22 protein-coding genes and 1 other RNA gene are annotated in these 22,764 nt (G+C 62.4%); 19 read left to right on the forward strand and 4 right to left on the reverse strand.

The genetic code is table 11. From position 1 onward, the window contains the following. Nucleotides 1–258 precede the first annotated feature (258 nt). From petA to ACF8E5_RS19760, 5 genes are all read left to right on the forward strand, one after another. Nucleotides 259–852, forward strand: coding sequence for a ubiquinol-cytochrome c reductase iron-sulfur subunit (gene petA / locus ACF8E5_RS19740; protein WP_023534417.1), 594 nt, complete (start codon nt 259–261; stop codon nt 850–852). Further along, complete coding sequence (locus tag ACF8E5_RS19745; protein ID WP_028687198.1) at nt 852–2,063, forward strand: cytochrome bc complex cytochrome b subunit; 1,212 nt, start codon at nt 852–854, stop codon at nt 2,061–2,063. Before petA ends, ACF8E5_RS19745 begins: the two co-directional genes overlap by 1 nt. Beyond that, a complete protein-coding gene (locus ACF8E5_RS19750) occupies nt 2,063–2,842 on the forward strand; it encodes a cytochrome c1 (RefSeq protein WP_058604943.1) in 780 nt (259 codons plus the stop codon). The genes ACF8E5_RS19745 and ACF8E5_RS19750 overlap by 1 nt, the downstream gene beginning before the upstream one ends. A 117-nt stretch (nt 2,843–2,959) precedes the next feature. Beyond that, nucleotides 2,960–3,583, forward strand: a complete 624-nt coding sequence (locus ACF8E5_RS19755) for a glutathione S-transferase N-terminal domain-containing protein (protein WP_144964874.1) — start codon at nt 2,960–2,962, stop codon at nt 3,581–3,583. Between the two features lie 10 nt (nt 3,584–3,593). Beyond that, nucleotides 3,594–4,025: a ClpXP protease specificity-enhancing factor gene (locus tag ACF8E5_RS19760; protein WP_058604945.1), complete on the forward strand. Its 432-nt coding sequence runs from the start codon at nt 3,594–3,596 to the stop codon at nt 4,023–4,025. Between the two features lie 87 nt (nt 4,026–4,112). On the opposite strand, the gene ACF8E5_RS19765 is transcribed toward ACF8E5_RS19760, so the two are convergent. From ACF8E5_RS19765 to ACF8E5_RS19780, 4 genes are all read right to left on the reverse strand, one after another. Then, complete coding sequence (locus ACF8E5_RS19765) at nt 4,113–4,691, reverse strand: BON domain-containing protein (protein ID WP_058604946.1); 579 nt, start codon at nt 4,689–4,691, stop codon at nt 4,113–4,115. Then, a complete protein-coding gene (locus ACF8E5_RS19770; RefSeq protein WP_197843689.1) occupies nt 4,688–5,281 on the reverse strand; it encodes a phosphoheptose isomerase in 594 nt (197 codons plus the stop codon). The genes ACF8E5_RS19765 and ACF8E5_RS19770 overlap by 4 nt, the downstream gene beginning before the upstream one ends. 86 nt (nt 5,282–5,367) lie before the next feature. Then, a complete protein-coding gene (locus tag ACF8E5_RS19775; protein ID WP_196185166.1) occupies nt 5,368–5,739 on the reverse strand; it encodes a YraN family protein in 372 nt (123 codons plus the stop codon). Next, entirely contained in the window at nt 5,739–7,556 is a 1,818-nt protein-coding gene (locus ACF8E5_RS19780) for a penicillin-binding protein activator (RefSeq protein ID WP_144964872.1), read from the reverse strand. Before ACF8E5_RS19780 ends, ACF8E5_RS19775 begins: the two co-directional genes overlap by 1 nt. Nucleotides 7,557–7,742: 186 nt before the next feature. Here ACF8E5_RS19780 and rsmI point away from each other — a divergent pair, with 186 nt between their 5' ends. The 14 genes from rsmI to ACF8E5_RS19850 all read left to right on the forward strand — a co-directional run bounded on the left by rsmI (nt 7,743) and on the right by ACF8E5_RS19850 (nt 22,761). Beyond that, a complete protein-coding gene (gene rsmI, locus ACF8E5_RS19785) occupies nt 7,743–8,618 on the forward strand; it encodes a 16S rRNA (cytidine(1402)-2'-O)-methyltransferase (RefSeq protein ID WP_196135101.1) in 876 nt (291 codons plus the stop codon). A gap of 67 nt (nt 8,619–8,685) precedes the next feature. Continuing rightward, nucleotides 8,686–9,059, forward strand: an RNA gene (gene rnpB / locus ACF8E5_RS19790) — RNase P RNA component class A. Nucleotides 9,060–9,367: 308 nt separating this feature from the next. Continuing rightward, nucleotides 9,368–9,823 carry a division/cell wall cluster transcriptional repressor MraZ gene (gene mraZ, locus ACF8E5_RS19795; protein WP_023534344.1) on the forward strand — a complete coding sequence of 152 codons (456 nt, stop codon included), beginning with the start codon at nt 9,368–9,370 and terminating at the stop codon, nt 9,821–9,823. Beyond that, complete coding sequence (rsmH, locus tag ACF8E5_RS19800) at nt 9,820–10,767, forward strand: 16S rRNA (cytosine(1402)-N(4))-methyltransferase RsmH (RefSeq protein ID WP_058604950.1); 948 nt, start codon at nt 9,820–9,822, stop codon at nt 10,765–10,767. Before mraZ ends, rsmH begins: the two co-directional genes overlap by 4 nt. Further along, entirely contained in the window at nt 10,764–11,057 is a 294-nt protein-coding gene (gene ftsL / locus ACF8E5_RS19805) for a cell division protein FtsL (RefSeq protein ID WP_023534348.1), read from the forward strand. Before rsmH ends, ftsL begins: the two co-directional genes overlap by 4 nt. Next, nucleotides 11,057–12,805, forward strand: a complete 1,749-nt coding sequence (locus ACF8E5_RS19810) for a penicillin-binding protein 2 (protein ID WP_178091272.1) — start codon at nt 11,057–11,059, stop codon at nt 12,803–12,805. The genes ftsL and ACF8E5_RS19810 overlap by 1 nt, the downstream gene beginning before the upstream one ends. Beyond that, nucleotides 12,805–14,292, forward strand: a complete 1,488-nt coding sequence (locus ACF8E5_RS19815) for a UDP-N-acetylmuramoyl-L-alanyl-D-glutamate--2,6-diaminopimelate ligase (RefSeq protein WP_058637162.1) — start codon at nt 12,805–12,807, stop codon at nt 14,290–14,292. Before ACF8E5_RS19810 ends, ACF8E5_RS19815 begins: the two co-directional genes overlap by 1 nt. Then, entirely contained in the window at nt 14,285–15,652 is a 1,368-nt protein-coding gene (murF, locus tag ACF8E5_RS19820) for a UDP-N-acetylmuramoyl-tripeptide--D-alanyl-D-alanine ligase (RefSeq protein ID WP_392475700.1), read from the forward strand. Before ACF8E5_RS19815 ends, murF begins: the two co-directional genes overlap by 8 nt. Beyond that, a complete protein-coding gene (mraY, locus tag ACF8E5_RS19825) occupies nt 15,652–16,734 on the forward strand; it encodes a phospho-N-acetylmuramoyl-pentapeptide-transferase (protein WP_015271711.1) in 1,083 nt (360 codons plus the stop codon). The genes murF and mraY overlap by 1 nt, the downstream gene beginning before the upstream one ends. 6 nt (nt 16,735–16,740) lie before the next feature. Next, the gene (murD, locus tag ACF8E5_RS19830; RefSeq protein ID WP_145256128.1) at nt 16,741–18,087 is read left to right on the forward strand and encodes a UDP-N-acetylmuramoyl-L-alanine--D-glutamate ligase; all 1,347 of its coding nucleotides are present in this window, start codon (nt 16,741–16,743) and stop codon (nt 18,085–18,087) included. Continuing rightward, nucleotides 18,084–19,298, forward strand: coding sequence for a putative lipid II flippase FtsW (gene ftsW / locus ACF8E5_RS19835; protein WP_058637160.1), 1,215 nt, complete (start codon nt 18,084–18,086; stop codon nt 19,296–19,298). Before murD ends, ftsW begins: the two co-directional genes overlap by 4 nt. Beyond that, nucleotides 19,288–20,367 carry an undecaprenyldiphospho-muramoylpentapeptide beta-N-acetylglucosaminyltransferase gene (gene murG, locus ACF8E5_RS19840; protein WP_326383633.1) on the forward strand — a complete coding sequence of 360 codons (1,080 nt, stop codon included), beginning with the start codon at nt 19,288–19,290 and terminating at the stop codon, nt 20,365–20,367. The genes ftsW and murG overlap by 11 nt, the downstream gene beginning before the upstream one ends. A gap of 13 nt (nt 20,368–20,380) precedes the next feature. Further along, complete coding sequence (murC, locus tag ACF8E5_RS19845; protein ID WP_178091270.1) at nt 20,381–21,808, forward strand: UDP-N-acetylmuramate--L-alanine ligase; 1,428 nt, start codon at nt 20,381–20,383, stop codon at nt 21,806–21,808. Then, a complete protein-coding gene (locus ACF8E5_RS19850) occupies nt 21,805–22,761 on the forward strand; it encodes a D-alanine--D-alanine ligase (protein ID WP_196185172.1) in 957 nt (318 codons plus the stop codon). The genes murC and ACF8E5_RS19850 overlap by 4 nt, the downstream gene beginning before the upstream one ends. Nucleotides 22,762–22,764: the final 3 nt, after the last annotated feature.

The raw sequence follows: 22,764 nt of genomic DNA on the forward strand, positions 1-22,764 counted from the left end.
CGCTTCGGCAGTCGAAAAAAGCCCGGTTCCTTGGAACCGGGCTTTTTTTTGCCTTAAATAATTTACCCGCTCGTCGGTGAGCGCCTTTCCCATAGACGTAGATCAAGCAAAGCGTGGGTAGTGGCCGTGCAGCCCGGTAATCACCTTGTCAGTGTGTGGTTTTGTTACTTACCATGGCGACCAATTTTTAGCGCCACAGACACAACGTAGGTACGAGCCTGGTTCAACAGGCCAAGCAAGCTGATGGGAGAGGACTGAATGAGCAATGACGGCGTCAACGCAGGCCGGCGCCGCTTCCTCGTAGCCGCGACATCCGTGGTCGGGGCAGCGGGAGCAGTGGGGGCTGCGGTACCGTTCGTGGGGTCATGGTTCCCCAGTGCCAAGGCGAAAGCTGCAGGCGCACCGGTAAAGGTCAACATCGCTAAGGTCGAGCCAGGGCAGCAGATGGTCGCAGAATGGCGAGGGCAGCCTGTGTTCATCGTGCGGCGAACGGCTGAGATCCTCGGCAACCTCAAGAAAATCACCGGCGAATTGTCAGACCCTGATTCCCAGGCATCGGACCAGCCGACCTACGTCGATCCGCAAGTACGCTCCATCAAGCCGGAGATCCTCGTGCTGGTTGGTCTGTGCACGCACCTGGGGTGCTCGCCCACCTTCCGCCCGGAAGTGGCCCCCGTCGACCTCGGTCCCAAATGGGTCGGAGGCTATTTCTGCCCGTGCCATGGTTCCCACTACGACATGGCAGGGCGAGTGTACAAGTCGCAGCCGGCACCGCTGAACCTGCCGGTGCCGCCCCATGCCTACGAGTCCGACGAGATCATCGTCATCGGTATCGACCAGGAGAACGCATGATGAGCAAGTTCATGGACTGGATCGACGCGCGTTTCCCTGCCACCAAGATGTGGGAAGACCACCTCAGCAAGTACTACGCGCCCAAGAACTTCAATTTCCTGTACTTCTTCGGCTCCCTGGCCTTGCTGGTGTTGGTCAACCAGATCGTCACCGGGGTCTGGCTGACGATGAGTTTCACGCCTTCGGCCGAAGAGGCCTTCGCCTCAGTCGAATACATCATGCGTGACGTGGAATACGGCTGGATCCTGCGCTACTTGCATTCGACGGGTGCGTCGGCCTTCTTCATCGTGGTCTACCTGCACATGTTCCGCGGCCTGTTGTATGGCTCCTACCAAAAGCCCAGGGAGCTGGTATGGCTGTTTGGCATGCTGATCTACCTGGCGCTGATGGCTGAAGCGTTCATGGGCTACCTGCTGCCATGGGGGCAGATGTCGTATTGGGGTGCCCAGGTGATCATCTCGTTGTTCGGGGCCATTCCCGTCATTGGTGATGACATCACCCAGTGGATTCGCGGCGACTACCTGATCTCGGGCATCACGCTCAACCGCTTCTTCGCCCTGCATGTAGTGGCATTGCCGATCGTCATCCTGGGCCTGGTGGTGCTGCATATCCTGGCCCTGCACGAAGTCGGCTCTAACAACCCCGATGGCATCGACATCAAGAAGCACAAGGACGAAAACGGTATCCCGCTGGACGGTATTCCGTTCCACCCGTACTACACCGTCAAGGATATCGTCGGGGTGGTCGTGTTCCTGTTCGTGTTCTGCGCCGTGGTGTTCTTCTTCCCGGAAATGGGCGGGTACTTCCTGGAAAAACCCAACTTCGAACAGGCCAACGCCTTCAAGACCCCCGAGCACATCGCGCCGGTGTGGTACTTCACGCCGTTCTACGCCATCTTGCGCGCCGTACCGGACAAGCTGATGGGCGTGATCGCCATGGGCGCAGCCATTGCCGTGCTGTTCGTGCTGCCCTGGCTGGACCGCAGCCCGGTTCGCTCCATGCGCTACAAGGGCTGGATAAGCAAACTCTTCCTGCTGGTGTTCTGCGTCGCCTTCATCGTCCTCGGCGTGCTGGGGGTACTGGCGCCAACGCCTGGGCGTACCTTGCTGTCGCAGGTGTGCACGTTCCTGTACTTCGCCTACTTCCTGCTGATGCCGTTCTACACAAGGCTCGAGAAGACCAAACCGGTTCCGGAAAGGGTGACTGGCTGATGAAAAAGTTGATTGCTGTATTTCTCCTGGCAGTGATGCCTGCATTCGCCCTTGCTGCAGAGCATGGCGTGGAACTGGACAAGGTCGATATCGACCTGAGCGACAAGGCAGCGATGCAGGACGGTGCGCGCACGTTCGCCAACTACTGCATGGGGTGCCACAGTGCCAAGTTCCAGCGCTATGAGCGGGTGGCTGATGACCTGGGCATTCCCCACGACGTGATGCTTGAAAACCTGGTGTTCACCGGGGCCAAGATTGGCGACCACATGCAGATTGGCATGAAACCCAGCGATGCCAAGACCTGGTTCGGTGCCGCGCCACCCGACCTTACCCTGGTGGCACGGGTCAGAGGCGCCGACTGGCTGTACAGCTATCTGCGCAGTTTCTATGAAGACCCATCGCGGCCCTACGGCGTGAACAACAAGGTCTTCCCGAACGTCGGCATGCCGAACGTGCTGGTTGGCCTGCAGGGAAACCAGGTGATCGGCTGCAAGCAGGTGCAGACGGTGGTGGACGGCAAGAAACAATTTGACCCCTTGACCGGCACGCCGTTGACCCATGAAGCCTGCGATCAGCTGACCATCACGCCGAATTCCGGTACCCTGACCACCGAGCAGTTCGACGAGAAGGTCAAGAACCTGGTGACCTTCCTGGCCTATTCGGCCAACCCGGTCAAACTGGAAAGCCAGCGCATTGGTACCTATGTATTGCTGTACCTGGCTTTCTTCTTCGTATTCGCCTACTTGCTCAAGCGTGAATACTGGAAGGACGTGCACTGATCACGCAGTAACCTCTGGTTGTTGAACGCGCCTGTGGCGCACTGGTTGTTATGCCAGTGCGCCACAGGCGCGTTTTCATTTACAGTTTTACAAGCATCCCTCGAGAGGAGGCGCTACATGGGCGTAACCAATGGGTTAGCCTGCTATTCCGACCCTGCCGATCAATACTCGCATCGGGTTCGCCTTGTGTTGGCCGAAAAGGCCGTTGACGCGCACATCACCGACGTCGATACCGACAAGATTCCGCCGCGGCTCGCCGAACTGAACCCGTATGGCAGCGTGCCGACCTTGGTTGATCGGGATTTGGTCCTGTATGAGTCGTCGGTGATCATGGAGTACCTGGAGGAGCGCTATCCGCATCCTCCGCTGATGCCGGTCTATCCGGTGGGGCGTGGCAATAGCCGGTTACTGATGCACCGTATCCAGCGTGACTGGTGCAGCCTGGCTGATCAGATTCTCGACCCACGCACCGGTGAGGCTGCCCGTGCAGAGGCTCGCAAGGCGCTGCGCGAGAGCCTGACCGGTGTCTCGCCGCTGTTTGGCGAGTTCGCCTGTTTCATGAGCGATGAGCAAAGCCTGGTCGATTGCTGTCTACTGCCCATACTCTGGCGTCTGCCGATGATGGGTATCGAATTGCCGCGGCAAGCCAAGCCGCTGCTGGATTACATGGAGCGACAGTTCGCCCGGGAGTCATTCCAGGCAAGCCTGTCGTCCGTTGAACGCGAAATGCGCACGCTTTGAGGAGCTGTTGATGAACTCCAGTCGCCCCTATCTGGTTCGAGCACTGTACGAGTGGATCGTCGACAACGATTGCACACCCCATATGTTGGTCAATGCCGAGTACCCGAAAGTACAGGTGCCGGAAGGTTTTGCCAGTGATGGCCAGATCGTCCTGAATGTGTCGCCCAGCGCTGTGCGCAGTTTGCACATGGACAATGACGCCGTCAGCTTCGAAGGCCGTTTTGGCGGCGTGCCCCATTCGTTGTTCGTGCCCATTGGCGCGGTACTGGGTATTTATGCCCGCGAAAATGGTCAGGGCATGGTTTTCGAGTTGGAGTCTTCGATGATGGAGGACGAGGAAATCGAGGACGATCAGGAGCAGCCTGATGATGATGGGCCGCCAGAAGGCGGCGGGCAGCCACCGCGCCCGAGCGGTCGGCCAAGTTTGAAAGTGGTGAAATAAGAAAAGGCGATCCGCAAGGATCGCCTTTTTAGTACTGGCAATAGGCTAGGTGCGCGAGGGCCTGCGCGGCCTGGCGTGCTCAAGTGTTCAGTCGATGTACTCGAACAGTTTCACGATTTTTTGCACACCAGACACGCTTTGCACGACGGCAGTGGCGGCATTGGCCTCCTGCTGGGTGACGAGCCCCAACAAATACACGATGCCATTCTCGGTGATCACTTTGATCCGCGAGCTGGGTACTGCTGTATCGGCCAGCATCTGAGTCTTGATCTTGGTGGTCAACCACGCATCGTTGTTGCGCGCCAGGATGGAGGAGGGCTGCATGACCTGCAGTTCGTTATGCACCTTCTTGACGCGCTGGACTTGGCTGGCCGTCTGTTCGGCAAGGCTCTTGAGGTCGGCGCGTGGCGTCTGGCCAGCCAACAGAACGATGCCGTTGTAGCTGCTGACGACGATGTGCGAGCCCTTGTCGAGGTCCGGGCTTGCCTTGGCGATGTTCACCGATGCCTTGGTCTCGATCAGTGAATCGTCGATCTTGCTGCCAATGGTGCGAGTGCCTCGGTCGTCCTCGATGGGCGAATTACGAGCAGAGTTGAGTACCGAACTGCAGCCGGTGACGCTCAGGCACAAGGTCAAGGCCATGAGGCCAATGCGCATAGGGGTCATTCTTCACTCCCGAACAGTTGGCTGTCGATCAGATCGCACAGGCAATGGATCGCCAGCAGGTGGACTTCCTGGATGCGAGCGGTCACCGTCGAGAGTACCCGAATCTCGACGTCCTCTGGCAGCAATAGCGAGGCCATGCCCCCGCCGTCGCGGCCCGTCAATGCTACGACAATCATTTCGCGGTCATGTGCGGCCTGGATGGCCTGGATGACGTTGGCGGAATTGCCGCTGGTGGAGATGGCCAGCAGAACATCCCCGGGTTGGCCCAAGGCGCGGATCTGCTTGGAAAACACCTCGTTGTAACTGTAGTCGTTGGCAATCGAGGTCAGGGTCGAGCTGTCAGTGGTCAGCGCGATTGCTGGCAGGCTGGGGCGTTCGCGTTCGAAGCGGTTGAGCAGCTCCGAAGAGAAATGTTGCGCATCGCCGGCCGAGCCGCCGTTGCCGCACGCGAGCATCTTGCCCTCGTTGAGCAGTGCGTTGACCATGACCAGGCTGGCCTGCTCGATGTGCGGTGCCAGGATGTCCATTGCCTGTTGCTTGGTATCGATGCTGGCCTGGAACAGCCGGCGGATTCGGGATTGCATGTCCATCTGGTGACCTTAAATGGGGCGGAGGCCGTCGCGGCACGCGACGGTAATCAGCCCGCGAAACATAGAGCAAAAAGAACGAAGTGGGTTCAGCATTCGAAGGCGTTTTTCAACCATTCGAGCGGCTTGCCAGCATGATGGCTGCCTTGAAGGGCGACCACGTCGAAGCGGCAAGGACAGTCGCCCCATTGAGGTTTCTGATGCAGGAACAGGCTGGCGGCAAGCACCAGCCGCTTCTGCTTGCGCTGATCGATACTGCCGAGGGCGCCACCGAAGTGCGCGTGCAACCGATAGCGGACTTCGACGAATACTACTGTATCGGCGTCGAGCATGACCAGATCAAGCTCGCCTCCTTTGCATCGCCAGTTGCGGTCAATCAGCTTCAGGCCATGCCCTTGAAGGTACTCAAGGGCATGGTTTTCCGCCGCTTGCCCAGCATGGCTTGGCGGGGCAGCGGTCATCAGCGGGGCGTGTCAGGGAGGCGCTTGACCTGGCCGCCGGCGAACTCTGCCCACGGCAACTGACGCTCAACGCGCTGGCTGGCATTGATGCCGAGGTTGCCAGACAGGCCCTGGATACGGCTGTCCGGCAGGGCCTTGAGCTGACCGAGGCGCGGGGCCAGGCTGTAGGCGTCTACACCCATGGCATACAGGCGGCCCAGGCTGCCCGCCGCTTGCGGCCATTGCTGTACCACCTGCTGGCGGAGGCTGTTGCTGCTGTCGAGCAACCATGGGGTTTCACAGAAACGGATGCCGTTCATGTCGTTGTACTGGTTCACATCGCCGCTGGCGCTGTACAGGTTGGAAGTGGCATAGACTGGCACGTCACCTGCGTACTGGAAGTTCAGCGTCGGCTTGATCTGCTGCGCCTGCTGTGGGGTGGCTGCCAGGAACAGGAAGTCGATGTCCTGGCGACGTGCCGGCTGGGCAGCGATGCTGCCGCCCACGGTGCTTTGCACGCTCTTGGCGCGCCCTTCGCTTTGGCGCAGCTGGAACAGGTCGGCAATCTGCTGGGCCAGTGCCACGGGCTGGGCAATACGCTCTGCAGCCAGCAGTGTACCGCCGTTGCTCTCCCAATCCTGACGGAACGCGGCCAGGACACGATCGCCCCATTCACCGCTCGGCACCATGGCAACGGCGCGGACCATGCCGTCTGCGCGGGCCCTGCGGGACACCTCGCGGGCCTCGTCCTCGGCGGCAAGGCCGAACTGGAACAGTTGAGGCGGCGCCTTTTGACCCGCGTCGGCATAGTTCAGTGCCAGGGTGGTGATCGGAAGCTGCGGCTTGGCAGCCAATTGCTTGACCAGGGGTTTCTCCAATGGGCCAATGACAAGCTGCACGCCGTCGGCCTGCGCCTGTCGGTAGAAGTCGTCCAGCGACCCGATGCGGGAGCTGTCGACCATCTGCACGGACGGGGCGGGTTGCCCGGATTGCTGGGCCTGGAAGTGGGCGGCCATGAACCCGTCACGCAGCGCGCGCGCCACACCGGCCAATGGGCCTTCCTGGGGAAGTAGCAGGGCGATACGCGTCAGAGGCTGGCTAGCCAGCTCCTTGAGCTTGGTGAGGGCAGTGGGCAACTGTTTCGCGGCAGGATGATCCGGGTGCTGTTTGACCCAGTCGTCGATGGCTGCCTGTTGCTGCTCCAGGGTGCCGGCGCCCTTGACGGCCAGGGCGAGGCTGGACCAGCCCGCCAGGACCGGATCGTTGGCGGGCTGTTGCAGCTGCTCGGTCGACAGCGAGGCGACAAGTGACCAGATGGCATCGTGGTTGGCGCTGGCGGCTTGCCCGCTGAGCAGCGGTGCCAACAGCACACGCTGCTGGGCAGCGGCCATGGCCTGCCCGTCGGCCTCCAGAGCGGCGGCATGTACCGAATAGGTGCGCACCTGCTGTTGCGCAGGCAATTCGGGCACGTGCTGCAGGCTGGGATGCTGCAGCGCGCTCAAGGCAGCCTTGGGTTGGTTGCGGCTCATGGCAAGTTCGGCGGTCAGCGTGACGGCGAACACCTGCTGGGCGGGCTTGAGCGTGTCTACCTGGACTTGTTCGAGAATGCGTGCGGCGCGCGGGAAGTCCTTCTGCTGGTAGGCCATGTCTGCGGCGCTCAGGCGCAGCAGTGCGGCATCTTCGGCAGACTTGCTGGAGGTCGCCCGTTCGAGCAGTTGCTCGATGCTGGCATCCGGCGTACGGGGCAGCTCGCCAAGGCTGGATGAGGGCGAACTGGCGCAGGCTGCCAGCAGGGCAGCGAGACAGAAGGCTGTGAGCAGCCGCAGGCAGGCGATCATGTAATTGTCCTGTTACTCGATCAAGTTGGCTGGCGATTGTACCCAAGCGCTGGCCCGGGCGCGATGTCGCCGTGTGGAAGCTTCACTATAGGCCTGCTGTGGCGCAGCGGCGTTCAACTTCTTTGCGCGCTGTTGCGGGTGCTCGGGCTACAATGCCTGCTTTGATTTCAATGGCAGGTGCGTGCAGTGACTGATGTGGCCGGGGCTTCGACCGCCCCAGTGGGAACGCTTTATGTGGTGGCAACGCCTATCGGCAATCTTGATGACATGAGTGCCAGGGCGCTGAAGGTGCTGGCAAGCGTGTCACTGATCGCTGCCGAGGACACGCGCCATTCGATCCGCCTGCTGCAACACTTCGGCATCGACACACCACTGGCCGCCTGCCATGAACATAACGAGCGGGATGAGGGGGGGCGCTTTCTGACCCGGCTATTGGCCGGCGACGATGTGGCGCTGGTGTCTGACGCAGGCACACCGCTGATTTCGGACCCCGGTTATCACCTGGTGCGACAGGCTCGCGCTGCAGGTGTGCCCGTGGTGCCGGTGCCTGGCGCCTGTGCCTTGATCGCCGCACTGTCAGCGGCAGGCTTGCCTTCGGATCGCTTCATCTTCGAAGGTTTCCTGCCCGCCAAGACAGCGGGGCGCCGCGCCCGTCTGGAGCAGGTCAAGGAGGAGCCGCGTACCTTGATCTTCTATGAGGCGCCGCATCGCATCCTGGAGTGCCTGGACGACATGCAGGCGGTGTTTGGCGCAGACCGTCCAGCGGTGCTGGCGCGCGAAATCACCAAAACGTTTGAAACCCTCAAGGGCCTGCCTTTGTCCGAGCTACATGCGTTCGTTGCCGGCGACAGCAATCAGCAGCGCGGCGAATGTGTGGTACTGGTAGGCGGCTGGAGCGCGCCGGAAGGCGAACAGGGTATCGGCACAGAAGCGCAGCGCGTACTTGACCTTCTGCTGGCCGAGCTTCCGCTCAAGCGGGCAGCGGCGCTGGCGTCGGAAATAACGGGCGTACGCAAGAACCTGCTGTATCAAGTTGCACTGGAAAAACAGAAAGCGCAGTAGTGGCTAGTTGATATAAAAGGCGGTAACGCTTGTTCTTGGCAGCATCTGCCGGTACTCTTTGCGCCGGAGAGTCGATCGGACAGTCGCTGCCCGTTTAAGTTCCACCGCATTGCGGTGTCGCTGGCGGGGGGAGGAAAGTCCGGGCTCCGCAGGGCAGAGTGCCAGGTAACGCCTGGGAGGCGCGAGCCTACGGAAAGTGCCACAGAAAACAACCGCCTAAGCACTTCGGTGCCGGTAAGGGTGAAAAGGTGCGGTAAGAGCGCACCGCACGGCTGGCAACAGCCCGTGGCTAGGTAAACCCCACTCGGAGCAAGACCAAATAGGGTTCCATCAGGCGTGGCCCGCGTCGGAACCGGGTAGGTTGCTAGAGGCGTCCAGTGATGGCCGTCGTAGAGGAATGACTGTCCTCGACAAAACCCGGCTTACAGATCGACTCTCCACCTCTTCCCTCCTGCTTGAATCGATAGCAGATCTCATCTTGTAATGCCGAAAAAATCTTACTCTTGATAAATCACTTTAAGTTCGGCCCGCATCGGGTTGTGCGCATTTGATTTCTCAAGTCTTTTTATTCCCCAGATAGTCTTTCCACATTCCTTTAACGCGCTAAATCTCGGTCATGTAAGGCTTTTCCTTCCGAACGTGCCTTGACGGTGCTGCGGGCGGATTCCTATAGTGTGCGCAGGTGGCAGGAAGTGGGATGAAGTGGGTTTTCTGACACAAAAAAGCTAATATTGTGGGGAATCGCAGCCGTGTTTCGCGGAGCCAATGCCGTCAGTCTCGATGCCAAGGGCCGTCTCGCCATGCCGAGCCGGTACCGTGACGAGCTCGATTCGCGTTGCAACGGCCAGCTGATCGTGACCATCGACGCTGTCGATCCCTGCTTGTGCGTCTACCCGCTCGATGAGTGGGAGCAAATTGAAGCCAAGTTGCGAGCCTTGCCATCGCTTCGTGAGGAAAACCGCCGCCTGCAGCGCTTGCTGATTGGTAATGCGGTCGACCTAGAGCTTGATGGCAGTGGTCGCTTCCTGGTGCCGCCCCGCTTGCGTGAGTACGCCCGGCTGGACAAGAAGGCGATGCTGGTGGGGCAACTGAACAAATTCCAGCTGTGGGATGAGGAAGCCTGGAACACGGTTTCGGCAGCCGACCTCGCAGCTATCCAACAACCGGGCGCCATGCCCGACGAATTGCGTGACCTGATCCTGTGACCATAGATAGCGGCTTCAACCACATTACCGTCCTGCTCGACGAAGCTGTCGAGGCACTGGCCTTGCGCGCCGACGGTTGCTATCTGGACGGCACCTTTGGCCGTGGCGGACACAGTCGGCTGATCCTCAGCAAGCTCGGCCCAGAAGGGCGGCTGTTGGGATTTGACAAAGACCCACAAGCGATTGCCACAGGGCAAGCGCTGGCGGCCGAAGACGGCCGCTTTGTCATTGTGCAGCGCAGCTTTGCCGAGCTGGGTGCAGAAGTGGCCGAGCGTGGCCTGCACGGTAAGGTGAGCGGGATACTGATGGACCTGGGCGTGTCTTCACCACAGCTTGATGACCCGGAGCGTGGCTTCAGCTTCCTTAATGACGGGCCGCTGGACATGCGCATGAACCCCGACCAGGGCATCAGCGCCGCCGAATTCATTGCCACCGCGCCGGTCGAGGAAATCGCCCGCGTATTCAAGGAGTATGGCGAGGAGCGCTTCGCCGGCCGTATGGCCCGTGCAGTCGTCGAGCGCCGTGAAAAGCAGCCGTTCACCCGCACAGGCGACCTTGCCGAGGTTCTCAAGGTGGCCAACCCTGCATGGGAAAAGGGCAAGAACCCAGCCACCCGCGCGTTCCAGGGCCTGCGTATCCACGTCAACAACGAACTCGGCGACCTGGAAACCGGCCTGCAAGCGGCCATCGACGCACTGGAGGTTGGCGGTCGCCTGGCCGTGATCAGCTTCCACTCGCTCGAAGACCGCATCGTCAAGCTGTTCATGCGCAAACTGGCCAAGGGCGAAGCTGACAACCTGCCGCGCAACCTGCCCGTGCAGCACAAGGTGTTCGAGCCCACCATCAAGCTGATCGGTAAAGCCCAGTTCGCCTCCGATGCAGAGCTCAAGGCCAACCCCCGCTCACGCAGTGCGGTGATGCGTGTTGCGGAGAAATTGCGGTGAGCAAGTTGTTCGCCAAACCTCTGCCTGGCGGCAGCTTCCTCATGCTCATGCTGTTCGTCGGCGTGCTGGGCTCGGCCATTGCCGTGTCGTACAGCGCGCACTGGAACCGACAATTGCTCAATACCCTGTACGGGGAGCTCAACGAGCGGGACAAGGCCCAGGCTGAATGGGGCCGGTTGATCCTGGAGCAAAGCACTTGGACAGCGGCCAGTCGCATCGAAAACCTGGCTACCGAGCAGCTCAAGATGCGCGTGCCAGCCGCTGACGAAGTGCGGATGGTGGCGCCATGATGAAGCTCGAAGGCGCACTCTATCCCTGGCGGTTCCGTGTGGTCGTCGGCCTGTTGGCGCTGATGGTCGGTGCCATTTGCTGGCGCATCATCGACCTGCAGGTCGTCGACCGCGATTTCCTCAAGGGGCAGGGCGATGCACGCAGCCTGCGCCACATTCCCATCCCTGCGCACCGTGGCTTGATCACTGACCGCAACGGTGAGCCGCTGGCGGTCAGCACGCCGGTCACCACGCTGTGGGCCAACCCCAAGGAAATGCAGGCTTCGCGCGACCGCTGGCCGCAGTTGGCAGCTGCTCTGGGGCAAAACCCCCAGCAGCTCACCGAGCGCCTGACCCAGCAAGCCAACAAGGAATTCATCTACCTGGTCCGCGGCCTGACCCCGGAGCAGGGGCAGCATGTGCTGGACCTGAAGGTACCAGGCGTCTATGGGCTGGAAGAGTTCCGCCGCTTCTACCCTGCCGGCGACGTGACCGCCCACATGGTCGGCTTTACCGACCTGGACGATCACGGTCGCGAAGGCGTCGAGCTGGCCTATGACGAGTGGCTGGCCGGTGTACCGGGCAAGCGGCAGGTGATCAAGGACCGGCGCGGCCGCCTGATCAAGGACATCCAGGTCACCAAGAACGCCAAGGCAGGGAAGACCTTGGCGTTGTCGATTGACCTGCGCCTTCAATACCTGGCTACCCGCGAACTGCGCAACGCCATCGCCGAGCAGGACGCCAAGGCCGGCAGCCTGGTGATCATGGACGTCAAGACCGGTGAGGTTTTGGCGATGGTCAACCAGCCTACCTACAACCCCAACAACCGCCGCAGCATGTTCCCGGCGGCCATGCGCAACCGGGCCATCATCGACGTGTTCGAGCCTGGCTCCACGGTCAAGCCGATCTCGATGAGTGCCGCACTGGAAAGCGGCCGCTGGAAGCCTACCGACAAGGTCGAGGTTTACCCGGGCAGTCTGCAGATCGGTCGCTATACCATCAAGGACGTGTCCCGAAGCGAGGGTCCGATCCTCGACCTGACCGGCATTCTGATCAACTCCAGTAACGTGGGCATGAGCAAGATCGCCTTCGATATCGGCGGCGAAGCCATCTACCGTGTCATGTCCCAGGTCGGGCTGGGCCAGTACACCGGCCTGGGTTTCCCGGGCGAGCGTGTCGGCAACCTGCCCAACCACCGGGAGTGGCGCAAGGCCGAAACGGCCACGCTGTCGTACGGCTACGGCGTTTCGGTCACCGCTCTGCAGCTGGTGCACGCTTATGCAGCCTTGGCCAACGACGGCAAGATGGTGCCGCTGTCGATCCTCAAGGTGGACAAGGCGCCCGAAGCCGTCCAGGCGATTCCCAAGGAAACCGCAGAAACCGTGCAGGGCATGCTCCAGCAAGTGATCGAGGCGCCGCGCGGCGTGTTCCGTGCCCAGGTGCCGTTCTACCACGTGGCCGGCAAGTCCGGTACCGCGCGTAAAGCCACGGTGGGTTCCAAGGGCTACACCGAAAATGCCTATCGCTCGCTGTTCGCAGGCTTCGGCCCGATGAGCGACCCGCGCTATGCGATCGTCGTGGTAATCGACGAACCCGGCAAAGGCGGCTACTTCGGCGGTCTGGTATCGGCACCTGTGTTCAGCAAGGTCATGTCCGGCACGCTTCGGTTGATGAACGTGCCGCCAGACAACCTGCCGCCACCTGCGCCGGCAGCGCCGGCAAGCCAATCGCAAGTCAATGCAGCAGCCGCCAACGGAGGGCGTGGATAATGACAATGCCATTGAGCAAGCTCTTCGCCCATGCCAGCCGCGACCCGCTGATTCGTGAACTGACCCTCGATAGCCGCAACGTGCGCCCAGGCGACCTGTTCCTGGCAGTGCCTGGGGCCAAGGTTGATGGCCGCGAGCATATCGCCGACGCGCTGGCCCGTGGCGCTGCCGCCGTGGCTTACGAGGAACAGGGCGCCACGGTGCTGCCGCTGACCGATGTACCGCTGATTCCAGTCAAGGGCCTGATCGCCCAGCTGTCGGACATCGCCGGGCGCTTCTATGGCGAGCCCAGCCGCCAGTTGAACCTGGTAGGCGTGACCGGCACCAACGGCAAGACCAGCGTCACCCAACTGGTGGCACAGGCGCTCGACCTGTTGGGCCAGCGTTGCGGCCTGGTGGGTACCCTGGGGACGGGTTTCTACGGCGAGCTGAAAAGCGGTCGACTGACCACGCCTGACCCGATCGCCGTGCAGTCGACCCTGTACGACTTGAAAAAACAAGGCGCCAAGGCCGTTGCCATGGAAGTGTCCTCCCATGCCCTGGAGCAGGGGCGTGTAGCGGCCTTGGCGTTCGACATCGCGGTGATGACCAACCTGTCCCGTGACCACCTCGACTACCACGGCAGCATGCAGGCCTACGAAGCGGCCAAGGCCAAGCTGTTTGCCTGGCCAAGCCTGCGTTGCCAAGTGGTCAATCTGGACGACGACTTCGGTCGCCGCCTGGCTGACGCCTACGCTCACAAGCCGATGGCTGAGCGCATCGATACCCGGTTGATCACCTACAGCCTGGAGCACTCGGACGCCTCGCTGTACTGCCCCAAGGCCAAGTTCGACGACGATGGCGTCTGCGCCACCCTCGTCACCGCCCAGGGCGAGCGCACGTTGCGCACGCAGCTGCTGGGTCGTTTCAACCTGAGCAACGTATTGGCGGCCGTGGCGACCCTGCTGGCGTTGGACTACGCCCTGGACGAGATCCTCAAGGTCATGCCGCAGTTACACGGCCCTGTTGGCCGCATGCAACGCCTGGGCGGCGGCGACAAGCCCCTGGTGGTGGTCGACTACGCGCACACGCCCGATGCCCTGGAAAAAGTGCTCCAGGCCCTACGCCCCCATGCCCACGGCCAACTGCTGTGCCTGTTCGGCTGTGGCGGTGACCGTGACCGGGGCAAGCGCCCGCTGATGGCAGAAGTGGCCGAACGTCTGGCCGACCGGGTGCTGGTGACCGACGACAACCCGCGTACCGAAGACCCAATGCGCATCTTCGACGATATTCGGCCCGGCTTTACGGCGCCGGCCGAGGTGGCGTTCGTGGCCGGTCGCGGTGAGGCCATCGCCCAGCTGATCGCCGGTGCCGCTGCCGACGACGTCATCGTGCTGGCCGGCAAGGGACACGAGGACTATCAGGAGATCAACGCGCAGCGCCATGCGTTTTCCGATTTGACCGAGGCCGAAAAGGCACTCGCAGCCTGGGAGGCCCCCAATGCTTGAGGCGATGACGCTTAGCCAGGTGAGCGCCACCTTGAAGGGTCGCCTGACCGGCGCCGATGCCCGCTTCGATGGCGTCAGCATCGACAGCCGCAGCGTCGCGCCGGGGCAACTCTTCGTTGCCCTGGCCGGCCCGCGCTTTGACAGTCATGACTACCTGACGGACGTCAAGGCCAAGGGCGCCGTGGCGGCGCTGGTCGAACGCCAAGTGCAGGGCGTCGACCTGCCGCAATTGGTGGTCGCTGATTGTCGCCTGGCCCTTGGCCAGCTCGGTGCACTCAACCGGGCGGCCTTTGACAAGCCCGTGGTGGCCATTACCGGGTCCAGCGGCAAGACCACGGTCAAGGAAATGCTCGCCAGTGTCCTGCGCACGCGCGGCCTGGTGCATGCCACACGCGGCAACCTGAACAATGACCTGGGCGCGCCGCTGACCTTGTTGGAAATCGCCCCCGAGCACAGCGCCGCCGTCATCGAGCTGGGCGCCTCGCGCATCGGCGAAATTCGCTACACCGTGGGTTTGACTCAGCCCCAAGTGGTCATCATCAACAATGCCGGCACCGCGCACGTGGGTGAATTCGGCGGCCCGGAGAAAATCGTCGAGGCCAAGGGCGAAATCCTCGAAGGACTGGGTGAGGGCGGTACCGCTATTCTCAACCTGGCCGACAAGGCCTTCGACACTTGGCGAACGCGTGCCGGCGATCACCGGGTCGTGAGCTTTGCGCTCGACGATACCTGTGCCGACTTCCATGCCAGTGACATTGGCCGTGACCCCCGCGGCTGCCCGTCCTTCACCCTGCACGGGGCCGGCGGGCAGGCGCAGGTGCAACTCAACGTGCTGGGCGTGCACAACGTCAGCAACGCCTTGGCCGCCGCCGCCGCCGCCCATGCCGTGGGCATCAGCCTGCAGGGCATTGCTGCCGGCCTGGCTGCGGTCCAGCCGGTCAAGGGCCGCACCGTGGCGCAGGTCACCCCGAGCGGCGCTCGCGTGATCGACGACAGTTACAACGCAAATCCCACCTCCATGTGTGCCGCCATTGATATACTCGCCGGCTTTTCCGGACGCACCGTCCTGGTGCTTGGAGAAATTGGCGAGCTGGGTCAGTGGGCGCAGGAAGGTCACCGTCAGGTGGGTGACTACGCCCGCGGCAAGGTCGACGCCTTGTATGCGGTGGGTGCCAACATGGCGCACGCCGTCGAGGCGTTCGGTACCCATGGCCACCATTACGCTACGCAGGCCGCGCTGATCGAAGCAGTCAGTGCCGAAAATGCCGGCGATACCACTATCTTGATCAAGGGCTCGCGCAGCGCTGCGATGGAAAATGTCGTGGCCGCACTGTGCGGTGCCAGCGGGGAGAAACATTAATGCTGCTGCTGTTGGCCGAGTATCTGCAACAGTTCCACAAAGGCTTCGCGGTCTTCCAGTACCTCTCCCTGCGCGGGATTCTCGGGGTGCTTACCGCGTTGTCGCTGGCGCTGTGGCTGGGGCCGTGGATGATCCGTACCCTGCAAATTCGCCAGATCGGCCAGGCCGTTCGCAATGACGGGCCGCAGTCGCACCTGTCCAAGTCCGGTACGCCGACCATGGGCGGGGCATTGATCCTGTCTGCCATTGCCGTCAGTACCTTGCTGTGGGCTGACCTGACCAACCGTTATGTCTGGGTGGTGCTGATCGTTACCCTGGCCTTCGGTGCCATCGGCTGGGTCGACGACTACCGCAAGGTCATCGAGAAGAACTCCCGCGGCCTGCCAAGTCGCTGGAAGTATTTCTGGCAGTCGGTGTTCGGCCTGGCTGCGGCCGTGTTCCTCTACAAGACGGCCCCGACCAGTGTGGAGACCACCCTGATACTGCCGTTCATCAAGGACGTTACCATCCCCCTGGGCATCGGTTTCGTGGTGCTGACCTATTTCGTCATCGTCGGCTCCAGCAACGCCGTGAACCTGACCGATGGCCTGGATGGTCTTGCCATCATGCCGACCGTGATGGTTGGCGGGGCGCTGGGCATCTTCTGCTATTTGTCGGGCAACGTGAAATTCGCCGAGTACCTGTTGATCCCGTACGTACCCGGCTCTGGTGAGCTGATCGTGTTCTGCGGCGCACTGATCGGTGCCGGCCTGGGCTTTCTGTGGTTCAACACCTACCCGGCACAAGTGTTCATGGGCGACGTGGGCGCACTGGCGCTGGGCGCGGCGCTGGGCACCATCGCCGTGATCGTGCGCCAGGAAATCGTGCTGTTCATCATGGGCGGTGTATTCGTGATGGAAACCCTGTCCGTGGTCATCCAGGTCGCTTCCTTCAAGCTGACCGGCAAGCGCGTGTTCCGCATGGCGCCGATTCACCACCACTTTGAACTCAAGGGCTGGCCAGAGCCACGCGTGATCGTCCGCTTCTGGATCATCACCGTGATCCTGGTGCTGATTGGCCTTGCCACCCTGAAACTGAGGTAGATGCGCGTGTCACTGATCGCTTCCGACCAATTCCGCATCGTTGTCGGCCTCGGCAAGAGCGGCATGTCCCTGGTTCGCTTCCTGGCGAGCCGGGGCATTGCCTTTGCGGTCGCCGATACCCGCGAGCAACCGCCGGAACTGGAAACCCTGCGCCGAGATTACCCGCAGGTGGAAGTACGCTGTGGCGAGCTTGACGTGGACTTCCTGTGCCGCGCCAGCGAGCTGTACGTCAGCCCAGGCTTGGCCTTGGCTACGCCGGCGCTGCAACAAGCCGCTGCCCGCGGGGTCAAGCTGTCCGGCGACATCGAGCTGTTTGCGCGCAACGCCAAGGCACCGATCATCGCCATCAGTGGATCGAATGCCAAAAGCACCGTCACCACCCTGGTCGGCGAAATGGCCGCCAGGGCGGGCAAGCGCGTAGCGGTTGGCGGTAACCTCGGCACCCCGGCCCTCGACCTGTTGGCCGATGACGTCGAGCTGTACGTGATGGAGCTGTCCAGCTTCCAGCTGGAAACCACCGACCAGCTCAATGCCGAAGTCGCCACGGTGCTGAACATCAGCGAAGACCACATGGACCGCTACAGTGGCCTGCCGGCCTACCACTTGGCCAAGCACCGCATTTTCCGGGGTGCGCGGCAGGTGGTGGTCAATCGCCAGGACGCGCTCAGTCGTCCCCTGCCGGTCGAAGGCCGCCCCTGCTGGACCTTTGGCCTGGGCGAGCCCGACTTCAAAGCCTTCGGCCTGCGCGAGGTGGACGGCGAGAAATACCTTGCCTTCGCGTTCCAGGCCCTGATGCCGGTCCGCGAACTCAAGGTGCGCGGTGCCCATAACCAAAGCAATGCGCTGGCCGCACTGGCCCTGGGCCATGCTGCAGGGCTGCCCTTCGAGCCGATGCTGCAGGCGCTGCGTGAATTCACGGGGCTCGCTCACCGTTGCCAGTGGGTACGTGAGCGCAACGGGGTGAACTGGTACGACGACTCCAAGGCCACCAACGTGGGCGCCGCACTGGCAGCCATCGAAGGCCTGGGTGCCGATACAACAGGCAAGTTGGTGCTGATTGCCGGAGGCGACGGCAAGGGCGCCGATTTTGCGGCGCTGCGCGAACCGATCCGGCGCTATTGCCGCGCCGTGGTGTTGCTCGGCCGTGATGCTGAACGCCTGGGCCAGGCCCTCGGCGATGCCGCGCCGCTGGTGCGGGTAGCCTCCCTGGACGACGCTGTGCAGCGCTGCGCCGAATTGGCACAGCCCGGTGATGCCGTGCTGCTGTCGCCAGCCTGCGCCAGCCTCGACATGTTCAAGAACTTCGAAGAACGCGGGCGCCTGTTTGCCCAGGCAGCGGGAGCACTGGCATGATCTTCGGCATCCTCAAGCCTTACCCGTCGCCGCTGATCAGCGGCCGTGGCATCGACTTGGACTTCCCTCTGCTGGCCGGTTGCCTGGCGCTGCTGGGCCTGGGCCTGGTAATGATCACCTCTGCCTCCTCGGAGGTGGCCGCCGTCCAGTCCGGCAACCCGCTTTACCACATGTACCGGCACCTGGTTTACGTCTTCCTCGGGCTGGTTGCCTGTGGCGCGACCATGATGGTGCCGATCGCCACCTGGCAGCGCATGGGTTTCATGATGCTGCTCGGTGCCTTTGGCCTGCTGGTCATGGTGCTGGTGCCCGGCATCGGGCGCGAGGTCAACGGTTCGATGCGCTGGATCGGCTTCAGCTTCTTCAACGTCCAGCCTTCGGAAATCGCCAAGGTATTCGTGGTCATCTACCTTGCCGGCTACCTGGTACGCCGGCAGACCGAGGTACGTGAGAGCTGGATGGGCTTTTTCAAGCCGTTCATCGTGTTGCTGCCCATGGCCGGTTTGCTGCTGATGGAGCCTGACTTTGGCGCCACCGTGGTGATGATGGGGGCCGCGGCTGCCATGCTGTTCCTGGGTGGGGTGGGGCTGTTCCGCTTCAGCCTGATGGTGGTGCTGGCGGTCGTGGCGGTGTTTGTGCTGGTGCAGGCACAGCCCTATCGAATGGCGCGACTGATCACCTTCACCGACCCCTGGTCCGATCAGTTTGGCTCCGGCTACCAGTTGACCCAGGCCCTGATCGCATTCGGGCGGGGCGAGTGGCTGGGCGTGGGCCTGGGCAACAGCGTGCAGAAGCAGTTCTACCTGCCTGAAGCGCACACCGACTTCGTGTTCTCGGTGCTGGCCGAAGAGCTGGGTGTGGTTGGCTCGCTGGTCACCATCGCACTATTCGTCTTCGTCACCATTCGCGCGCTTTACATCGGGCTGTGGGCCGAGAAAGCCAAACAGTTCTTCGCCGCGTACATGGCCTTTGGCCTGGCCTTCCTGTGGATTGGTCAGTTCCTGATCAACATTGGCGTGAACGTCGGCCTGCTGCCGACCAAGGGCCTGACCCTGCCGTTCCTCAGCTATGGCGGCAGCTCGCTGGTCATCTGCTGCGCGTGCGTGGGGCTGCTGCTGCGTATCGAATGGGAAAGCCGTACCCATCTGGGCAGCGAAGAACATGAATTCAGCGAGAGCGACTTTGCCGAGGAGCCTGCCCATGGCCGCTGAAAACAAGAACGTGTTGATCATGGCCGGCGGAACCGGCGGTCACGTGTTCCCAGCGCTGGCTTGCGCGCGCGAGTTCCAGGCGCGTGGCTACACCGTGCACTGGCTGGGCACCCCGCGAGGGATCGAGAATGAACTGGTGCCCCAGGCCGGCCTTACCCTGCATCGGATTCAAGTCAGCGGCCTGCGTGGCAAGGGCAAGCTATCGCTGCTCAAGGCCCCTTTGACCCTGGTCAAGGCCGTGCTGCAGGCCCGGCGCATCATCCGCACGCTCAAGCCTGCCTGTGTGCTGGGCTTCGGCGGGTATGTCACAGGTCCCGGCGGCGTGGCGGCGCGCCTTTGCGGGGTACCGCTGATCATTCATGAGCAAAATGCCCGCGCCGGCACCGCCAACCGCTTGCTGGTACCCCTGGCCGCACGGGTATGTGAAGCCTTCCCCGACACCTTCCCGGCCAGTGAAAAGCGCCGCACCACAGGCAATCCGGTGCGTGCAGAACTGTTCATGGATGCCGGGCGTCCTGCGCTTGGCCAGCGTCAACCGCACCTGCTGGTGCTCGGCGGTAGCCTGGGCGCGGAACCCTTGAACACATTGTTGCCTAAAGCGCTGGCCGAAGTGCCCGAAGCCGTACGGCCCCAGGTGTTCCACCAGGCTGGCAAGCAACATGCGTCGATCACCGCCGAGCGATACCGCCAAGCCGGTGTCCAGGCGCAGGTCGAGCCCTTCATCAAGGACATGGCCCAAGCCTATGGCTGGGCCGACCTGGTGGTGTGCCGTGCCGGGGCCCTGACCGTCAGCGAGCTGGCGGCAGCGGGCCTGCCCTCGATGCTGGTGCCCTTGCCCCATGCGATCGATGACCACCAGACCCATAACGCCCATTATCTGGCCCGCGAAGGCGCTGCCTTCCTGATGCCACAAGCGACAACTGGCGCAGCGCAACTCGCTGAACGCCTGAACGAGGTGCTGATGCAACCCGAGAAACTGACTGTCATGGCCGGTACCGCAAGGCGTCTGGCCAAACCTGCTGCAACCAGCACCGTCGTCGATATCTGCCTGGAGGTGGCCCGTGGTTGAGAGCCAGAAAGCCATGCCCCAGCCCAAGATGGGCCGTATTCGTCGTATCCATTTCGTGGGTATCGGCGGTGTCGGCATGTGCGGTATCGCCGAGGTATTGCTGAACCTGGGCTACGAGGTATCCGGTTCGGACCTCAAGGTCTCGCCTGTGACCGAGCGCCTGGAGTCGTTCGGCGCGCAGATCTTCGTTGGCCATCGTGCAGAGAACGCTGCGACCGCTGACGTGCTGGTGGTGTCCAGCGCCATCAACCCGGCCAACCCTGAAGTGGCCACTGCCCTGGAACGTCGCATTCCGGTGGTGCCACGGGCAGAGATGCTGGCCGAACTCATGCGCTACCGCCATGGCGTGGCCGTGGCCGGTACCCACGGCAAGACCACCACCACCAGCCTGCTGGCCTCGGTATTCGCCGCCGGTGGGCTGGACCCCACGTTCGTCATCGGTGGTCGCTTGACTGCAGCGGGCACCAACGCCCAGCTAGGCACCAGCCGTTACCTGATTGCCGAAGCCGATGAAAGCGACGCCAGCTTCCTGCACCTGCAACCGATGGTCGCCGTGGTCACCAACATCGACGCCGACCACATGGCCACCTACGAAGGGGACTTCAACAAACTGAAGAAGACCTTCGTCGAGTTCCTGCACAACCTGCCGTTCTATGGCCTGGCCGTGATGTGCCTGGATGACCCGGTGGTGCGCGAGATTCTGCCTCAGGTCAAGCGCCCGACGGTCACCTACGGCTTCAGCGAAGAAGCCGATATCCGCGCCATCAATGTTCGTCAGCAAGGCATGCAGACGCATTTCACCGTCTTGCGCCGCGACTGTGAGCCGCTGGAGGTTTCGGTGAACATGCCGGGCAACCACAATGTGCTCAATGCACTGGCGACCATCGCCATCGCCACCGACGAAGGCATTCCCGACCAGGCCATTCTCCAGGGGCTCTCCGGGTTTCAGGGCGTGGGCCGTCGGTTCCAGGTGTACGGTGAGCTGCCCGTGGAGGGCGGCAGCGTGATGCTGGTGGACGATTACGGTCATCACCCCACTGAAGTGGCCGCGGTGATCAAGGCCGTGCGTGGCGGCTGGCCAAGCCGCCGGCTGGTGATCGTCTACCAGCCGCACCGCTACAGCCGCACCCGCGACCTGTACGACGACTTCGTCCAGGTGCTCGGTGATGCCAACGTGCTGCTGCTGATGGAAGTCTACCCGGCCGGCGAAGAGCCGATCCCGGGGGCCGATAGCCGCCAGCTGTGCCACAGCATCCGCCAGCGCGGCAAGCTGGACCCGATCTACATCGAGCGCGGCGCCGAGCTGGCGCCGCTGGTTCAGCCGTTGCTGCGTGCCGGCGACATCCTGATCTGCCAAGGTGCCGGCGATGTCGGCGGCCTGGCTCCGCAATTGATGAAAAGCCCGCTGTTTGCCGGCGCCGTGCAGGAGACGTCGAAATGACCAGCGCCTACGACACATTGCCCAGCACCCTGGACGTCAAGGCGTTCGGTCGCGTCGCTGTGCTCTATGGGGGCAAGAGCGCCGAGCGGGAAGTCTCGCTCAAGTCCGGCGCCGCCGTGATTGGCGCGCTCACAGAAGCCGGTGTGGACGTCGTCGCCATCGACGTGGGCGATGACCTGCTTGCGCGTCTGCAAAGCGAAAAAATCGACCGTGCCTTCATCATCCTGCACGGCCGCGGCGGTGAAGACGGCAGCATGCAAGGGCTGCTCGAGTGCCTGGGCATTCCTTACACCGGCAGCGGCATCCTGGCTTCTGCCTTGGCGATGGACAAGCTGCGCACCAAGCAGGTGTGGCAGAGCCTGGGTATTCCTACCCCGCGGCATGCCGTGTTGGCCAGCGAAAGCGATTGTTTGCGTGCCAGCACGGAACTGGGCTTCCCGCTTATCGTCAAACCTGCCCATGAAGGCTCTAGCATCGGCATGGCCAAGGTGAACAGCGAGCAGGAACTGGTCGCCGCCTGGCGAGATGCCGCCAAATACGATTCTCAGGTACTCGTGGAACAGTGGATTCACGGCCCGGAGTTCACCATTGCGGTGTTGCGCGGGCAGGTGCTGCCGCCGATTGCCCTGGGAACGCCCCACGTGTTCTACGACTACGACGCCAAATACATCGCCAACGATACCCAGTACCGCATTCCCTGTGGGCTCGATAGCGCCAAGGAGCAGGAACTGATCGATCTGACTGCCCGCGCTTGCGATGCCATTGGCATCGAAGGCTGGGGGCGGCTGGACGTGATGCAGGACGAGCAGGGCCGGTTCTGGCTGCTCGAAGTAAACACCGCCCCAGGCATGACTGATCATAGCCTGGTGCCCATGGCGGCCCGCGCGGCCGGCTTGGACTTCCAGCAATTGGTGCTGGCGATCCTGGCCGACAGCGTGGCGACGCGAGGTTAATCA

Source organism: Pseudomonas sp. WSY_20, from assembly GCF_043104335.1.
Classification (GTDB): domain Bacteria; phylum Pseudomonadota; class Gammaproteobacteria; order Pseudomonadales; family Pseudomonadaceae; genus Aquipseudomonas; species Aquipseudomonas parafulva_B.

What these genes read in the sequence shown, in the direction of transcription:
- petA (WP_023534417.1), top strand. Translation starts at nt 259, where the DNA reads ATGAGCAATGACGGCGTCAACGCAGGCCGGCGCCGCTTCCTCGTAGCC.
- ACF8E5_RS19745 (WP_028687198.1), top strand. Translation starts at nt 852, where the DNA reads ATGAGCAAGTTCATGGACTGGATCGACGCGCGTTTCCCTGCCACCAAG.
- ACF8E5_RS19750 (WP_058604943.1), top strand. Translation starts at nt 2,063, where the DNA reads ATGAAAAAGTTGATTGCTGTATTTCTCCTGGCAGTGATGCCTGCATTC.
- ACF8E5_RS19755 (WP_144964874.1), top strand. Translation starts at nt 2,960, where the DNA reads ATGGGCGTAACCAATGGGTTAGCCTGCTATTCCGACCCTGCCGATCAA.
- ACF8E5_RS19760 (WP_058604945.1), top strand. Translation starts at nt 3,594, where the DNA reads ATGAACTCCAGTCGCCCCTATCTGGTTCGAGCACTGTACGAGTGGATC.
- ACF8E5_RS19765 (WP_058604946.1), bottom strand. Translation starts at nt 4,691, where the DNA reads ATGACCCCTATGCGCATTGGCCTCATGGCCTTGACCTTGTGCCTGAGC.
- ACF8E5_RS19770 (WP_197843689.1), bottom strand. Translation starts at nt 5,281, where the DNA reads ATGGACATGCAATCCCGAATCCGCCGGCTGTTCCAGGCCAGCATCGAT.
- ACF8E5_RS19775 (WP_196185166.1), bottom strand. Translation starts at nt 5,739, where the DNA reads ATGACCGCTGCCCCGCCAAGCCATGCTGGGCAAGCGGCGGAAAACCAT.
- ACF8E5_RS19780 (WP_144964872.1), bottom strand. Translation starts at nt 7,556, where the DNA reads ATGATCGCCTGCCTGCGGCTGCTCACAGCCTTCTGTCTCGCTGCCCTG.
- ACF8E5_RS19810 (WP_178091272.1), top strand. Translation starts at nt 11,057, where the DNA reads ATGAAGCTCGAAGGCGCACTCTATCCCTGGCGGTTCCGTGTGGTCGTC.
- ACF8E5_RS19815 (WP_058637162.1), top strand. Translation starts at nt 12,805, where the DNA reads ATGACAATGCCATTGAGCAAGCTCTTCGCCCATGCCAGCCGCGACCCG.
- murF (WP_392475700.1), top strand. Translation starts at nt 14,285, where the DNA reads ATGCTTGAGGCGATGACGCTTAGCCAGGTGAGCGCCACCTTGAAGGGT.
- mraY (WP_015271711.1), top strand. Translation starts at nt 15,652, where the DNA reads ATGCTGCTGCTGTTGGCCGAGTATCTGCAACAGTTCCACAAAGGCTTC.
- ftsW (WP_058637160.1), top strand. Translation starts at nt 18,084, where the DNA reads ATGATCTTCGGCATCCTCAAGCCTTACCCGTCGCCGCTGATCAGCGGC.
- murG (WP_326383633.1), top strand. Translation starts at nt 19,288, where the DNA reads ATGGCCGCTGAAAACAAGAACGTGTTGATCATGGCCGGCGGAACCGGC.
- murC (WP_178091270.1), top strand. Translation starts at nt 20,381, where the DNA reads ATGCCCCAGCCCAAGATGGGCCGTATTCGTCGTATCCATTTCGTGGGT.
- ACF8E5_RS19850 (WP_196185172.1), top strand. Translation starts at nt 21,805, where the DNA reads ATGACCAGCGCCTACGACACATTGCCCAGCACCCTGGACGTCAAGGCG.